7 protein-coding genes and 1 pseudogene are annotated in these 4510 nt (G+C 62.3%); all 8 read left to right on the top strand.

Annotation, left to right across the window (positions count from 1 at the left end; all coding sequences use genetic code 11):
* Window positions 1-390: pseudogene (locus tag EN781_RS26960) on the top strand (malate dehydrogenase); the annotation flags it as partial.
* Window positions 391-419: 29 nt separating this feature from the next.
* Window positions 420-1613 (top strand): ADP-forming succinate--CoA ligase subunit beta, encoded by a 1194-nt coding sequence (gene sucC / locus EN781_RS26955; RefSeq protein WP_126057451.1) that lies wholly within the window; start codon window positions 420-422, stop codon window positions 1611-1613.
* A gap of 4 nt (window positions 1614-1617) precedes the next feature.
* Window positions 1618-2175 carry a hypothetical protein gene (locus EN781_RS26950; RefSeq protein ID WP_126057452.1) on the top strand — a complete coding sequence of 186 codons (558 nt, stop codon included), beginning with the start codon at window positions 1618-1620 and terminating at the stop codon, window positions 2173-2175.
* 43 nt (window positions 2176-2218) lie between these two features.
* Window positions 2219-2590 carry a cupin domain-containing protein gene (locus EN781_RS26945; RefSeq protein ID WP_126057453.1) on the top strand — a complete coding sequence of 124 codons (372 nt, stop codon included), beginning with the start codon at window positions 2219-2221 and terminating at the stop codon, window positions 2588-2590.
* Between the two features lie 3 nt (window positions 2591-2593).
* Window positions 2594-3091 carry a DUF1579 family protein gene (locus EN781_RS26940; protein WP_126057454.1) on the top strand — a complete coding sequence of 166 codons (498 nt, stop codon included), beginning with the start codon at window positions 2594-2596 and terminating at the stop codon, window positions 3089-3091.
* Window positions 3092-3169: 78 nt separating this feature from the next.
* The gene (locus tag EN781_RS26935; RefSeq protein ID WP_126057455.1) at window positions 3170-3466 is read left to right on the top strand and encodes a hypothetical protein; all 297 of its coding nucleotides are present in this window, start codon (window positions 3170-3172) and stop codon (window positions 3464-3466) included.
* Complete coding sequence (locus EN781_RS26930) at window positions 3393-3809, top strand: PIN domain-containing protein (protein ID WP_126057456.1); 417 nt, start codon at window positions 3393-3395, stop codon at window positions 3807-3809. Before EN781_RS26935 ends, EN781_RS26930 begins: the two co-directional genes overlap by 74 nt.
* Before the next feature lie 27 nt (window positions 3810-3836).
* The coding region (sucD, locus tag EN781_RS26925; protein ID WP_127400497.1) for a succinate--CoA ligase subunit alpha at window positions 3837-4510 on the top strand (674 nt) is incomplete at its 3' end.

The raw sequence follows: 4510 nt of genomic DNA, 5'->3' as shown, positions 1-4510 counted from the left end.
CTGCCCGACCTCGTCAAGATGGGCTGGACCTCGAAGGAAAAGCTCGACCAGATCGTGCAGCGCACCCGCGACGGCGGTGCCGAGATCGTCGGCCTGCTGAAGACCGGCTCGGCCTACTACGCGCCGGCGGCTTCGGCGATCGCGATGGCCGAATCCTTCCTCAAGGACAAGAAGCGCGTGCTGCCCTGCGCGGCCCACCTGTCGGGCCAGTACGGAGTGAAGAACACCTATGTCGGCGTTCCCGTGGTGATCGGCGCCGGCGGTGTCGAGCGTGTCATCGAGATTGACCTCAACAAGAGCGAGCAGAAGATGTTCGACAGTTCGGTGGCGACGGTGCAGGGCCTGACCGAGGCCTGCGTGAAGATCGCGCCGCACCTCGCCTCGAAGTGATCCGCCAGCAGTTGATCCGGAGATAAGCCATGAACATTCATGAATATCAGGGCAAGGCACTGCTGAAGTCGTTCGGCGCGCCGGTCGCCGAGGGCGTGCCGGTGCTGAAGGCCGGCGATGCCGAGGCCGCCGCCAAGGCGCTGCCCGGCCCGCTCTATGTGGTGAAGAGCCAGATCCATGCCGGCGGTCGCGGCAAGGGCAAGTTCAAGGAGCTTTCCCCCGACGCCAAGGGCGGCGTGCGGCTGGCGAAGTCGGTGGCCGAGGTGGTCGCCAACGCCAACGAGATGCTCGGCCACACGCTGGTCACCAAGCAGACCGGCCCGGCCGGCAAGCAGGTCAACCGCCTCTATGTCGAGGACGGCGCCGATATCGATCGCGAACTCTACCTGTCGATCCTGGTCGACCGTTCGGTCGGCCGTATCGCCTTCGTCGTCTCGACCGAGGGCGGCATGGACATCGAGGCCGTGGCGCACGACACGCCGGAGAAGATCATCACCGTCGCCATCGACCCGGAAAAGGGCGTGACGGCGGATGATCTCAAGACGCTCAACGGCGCGCTGAAGCTCGACGGCGACGCGGCCAAGGACGGCGGCACGCTGTTCCCGATCCTCTACAAGGCATTCGTCGAGAAGGACATGAGCCTGCTCGAGGTCAACCCGCTGATCGTCATGAAGAACGGCCGGCTGCGCGTGCTCGACGCGAAAGTGTCGTTCGACAACAACGCGCTGTTCCGCCATCCCGACGTGATGGAATTGCGCGACACCACCGAAGAGGACGAGAAGGAGATCGAGGCGTCGAAATACGACCTCGCCTATGTCGCGCTCGACGGCAATATCGGCTGCATGGTCAACGGCGCCGGCCTCGCCATGGCGACGATGGACATCATCAAGCTCTACGGCGCGGAGCCCGCCAACTTCCTCGACGTCGGCGGCGGCGCGTCCAAGGAGAAGGTGACGGCGGCGTTCAAGATCATCACCAAGGATCCGGCGGTCGAAGGCATTTTGATCAATATCTTCGGCGGCATCATGAAATGCGACGTCATCGCCGAAGGCGTGATCGCCGCGGTCAAGGAAGTCGGGCTGAAGGTGCCGCTGGTGGTGCGGCTGGAAGGCACCAATGCCGAACTGGGCAAGAAGATCATCAATGAAAGCGGCCTGAACGTCGTCTCGGCCGACGACCTCGACGACGCGGCCAAGAAGATCGTCAAGGCGGTGAAGGGCTGAGCGGATGCAACCGAGCCGCCTTCTGTGTGCAATCGGATTCGGCTTTCTGGCCGTTCCGTCGCATGCGGAAGAGATTTCGGATGCCGTCGTGCTCTATCAGCAAATTTGCATCGCTCCCGATGGTGATCTGGCGAAAAGCGGACAGTTGGCGTTGGAAAACGGGTTCTCGATCAGTTCGGATAATTTCGGCGTGAAAATCCTTAATCGAGATACGTCAAAAGGTCTTTCGGCGCCCTTCGTCAAGTTGAGTTCCGAGAGACCTGACGCAAACAGGCTTGTCGGTGTTTGCGAGGTTTTTGGTAGCACCGGACACGTGTCGACGTTTTTCGACTACGTGGAATCGCAGGGATTGGTGGAGCTGCCGAAAGAAGAGATTTTCCCTGACGCAGGAGACAAGATCTACCTTCGGTATTTTGCCGCCAAGGACTGCCTGGCTTCGACCGGATACGACGGAAAATGCCGGCTTGTATGGACGATCGGTGATCCTCCTGTTGGCGAGAACTACAGCGGCGCTTTTCGATTCAGCCGGAATTCTCACCACGATGCGGTTGGCCAACAATGAGCCGCGTTGAAGCCCCCGCCATTGCGAACGCAGGAACGAGCCCATGCCTCCGCGCAAGATAAACCTGGTCGAGGCGGCGGATCAAAAGATCGCCAAGGTCTTCGATCCGCATGTCGCCGGCGACGTCAATGACAGCCAGGCCAAGGTCGCCAAGTTCGGTGCCGCCTTCGACTGGCATGCGCATGACCATGAGGACGAGGCCTTCCTCGTATTGCGCGGGCGCATCGCCATCGATTTCCGCGACGGGCCTGTCGAGCTCGGCGAGGGTGACTTCATCGTCGTGCCGCGCGGCGTCGAGCACCGGCCGCGTTCGCTGACCTCCGAGCCTGTGGTGCTGATGTTCGAGCCGGCGACGACGCTCAACACCGGCAATGCCCGGAGTGAGCTCACAGTCACCGATCTGAAGCGGCTCTGAGCCATGAACGCGTCGCCCTTCTCCTCGCTTTCGGCCGATCACCAGCGCCTGCAGGCGCTGGTCGGCGCGTGGCGCGGCGAGGAAGAGGTGGCGGGCACGCAATGGACCGATGCCGGCACCGCGACTTCGGAAGTGATGGCCGAGGCGCAGTTCGGCGGCCTGTTCGTGGTGCAGCGCTATCGCCAGCGCCGCGACGGGACGATCTCGTTCGGCTCGCACAATGTGTTCGGCTTCGACCAGCAGAACAGCCTCGTCACCATGCACCAGTTCGATTCGATGGGCTTTGTGCCGGCGTCCCCGGCCACAGGCACGTGGAACGACAGCGAGCTGGTTCTGGAGCGGTCGTCGCCGCGCGGCGCCGCGCGGGTGACTTACGTTTTTGAAGGCGCCGACACCTACCGCATGCGGCTGCAGTTCAAACCTTCCGGCAGCGATGCCTGGCAAGGCATGGTGAGCGGGCTCTACCGGCGCGTCGCGCCTTCCGAGATGAAGGAAGGCTGAACCGATGGTGATCGCCGGCATTGAAGAATTACACATAATCACACATATTATTCCTGTGTATTTATGTGGAGACGGACGATGAAGAACGTCACCCTGGCCATGGACGAAGCTCTGCTCGAAAAGGCGCGAGGCCTCGCGGAGCATCGCAAGACAACACTCAACGCCCTGATCCGCTCGCTGCTCGCGCATGAGGTCGAACAGGAAGACCGGATCGCCTGGGCGCGGGAAGGCATGCGCAGGCTGATGGAGGAATCGCCGCTCGACCTAGGCCCCGAATACAAATGGAACCGGGACGAGATCTATGCCGAACGAGAGGATAGAATGCTTTCTCGACTCGAACGTCCTCCTGTACGCGGCTTCGGAGAGGACAAGTGATCCTCGCCGCCACGATATCGCGCAAAGGCTTGTGCTCGGGACCGTGTTCGGTGTCTCCGGCCAGACCTTGGCCGAGTTCGCGAATGTCGCGAGACGCAAGTCGGCCTTTGCCGATGCTGTGGTCGACCGGTGGCTGGTCTTTCTCGGCGCGCTTCCGTTCGTCCCGGTCGACCAGGCCTATGTCATCGCGGGCCTTCGTCTCGCGCGCCGCTATCAACTCAAATACTATGACGCAGCACTGCTCGCGGCCGCGGAGCGACTTGGCGCGCCGATCTTCTACACCGAGGATCTCAATCACAACCAGGTTTACGGCTCGGTCCGGGCCGTCAATCCTTTCTTGTAATCGCTGAATTCAGAGGCGTTCTCACCCATGTCCATTCTCGTCGACAAGAACACCAAGGTTCTCGTGCAGGGCCTGACCGGCAAGACCGGCACGTTCCATACCGAGCAGGCGCTGGCCTATCACGACACCAAGATGGTGGGCGGCATCCACCCGAAGAAGGGCGGCGAGACCTGGACCGGCGCCAAGGGCGAGAGCCTGCCGATCTTCGCCACGGTCGCCGAAGGCAAGGAAAAGACCGGCGCCAACGCCTCCGTCATCTATGTGCCGCCGGCGGGCGCGGGCGAGGCCATCATCGAGGCGATCGAGGCCGAGATCCCGCTCATCGTCTGCATCACCGAAGGCATCCCGGTGATGGACATGGTCAAGGTCAAGGCGCGGCTCGACCGCTCGACCTCGCGGCTGATCGGCCCGAACTGCCCGGGCGTGCTGACGCCCGACGAATGCAAGATCGGCATCATGCCCGGCAACATCTTCCGCAAAGGCTCGGTCGGCGTTGTTTCCCGCTCGGGAACCCTTACCTATGAGGCAGTCTTCCAGACCACCAATGTCGGCCTCGGCCAGACCACCGCCGTCGGCATCGGCGGCGATCCGGTCAAGGGCACTGAATTCATCGACATGCTGGAAATGTTCCTCGCCGACGACGAGACCAAGTCGATCATCATGATCGGCGAGATCGGCGGCTCGGCCGAGGAAGACGCCGC

It is taken from the genome of Mesorhizobium sp. M4A.F.Ca.ET.090.04.2.1 (genome assembly GCF_003999085.1).
Taxonomy (GTDB): domain Bacteria; phylum Pseudomonadota; class Alphaproteobacteria; order Rhizobiales; family Rhizobiaceae; genus Mesorhizobium.
This window is presented reverse-complemented; position numbering and strand designations above follow the sequence as displayed.

Coding starts and splice junctions, on each gene's coding strand:
- sucC (WP_126057451.1), top strand. CDS start 420: ATGAACATTCATGAATATCAGGGCAAGGCACTGCTGAAGTCGTTCGGC.
- EN781_RS26930 (WP_126057456.1), top strand. CDS start 3,393: ATGCCGAACGAGAGGATAGAATGCTTTCTCGACTCGAACGTCCTCCTG.
- EN781_RS26950 (WP_126057452.1), top strand. CDS start 1,618: ATGCAACCGAGCCGCCTTCTGTGTGCAATCGGATTCGGCTTTCTGGCC.
- EN781_RS26940 (WP_126057454.1), top strand. CDS start 2,594: ATGAACGCGTCGCCCTTCTCCTCGCTTTCGGCCGATCACCAGCGCCTG.
- EN781_RS26945 (WP_126057453.1), top strand. CDS start 2,219: ATGCCTCCGCGCAAGATAAACCTGGTCGAGGCGGCGGATCAAAAGATC.
- EN781_RS26935 (WP_126057455.1), top strand. CDS start 3,170: ATGAAGAACGTCACCCTGGCCATGGACGAAGCTCTGCTCGAAAAGGCG.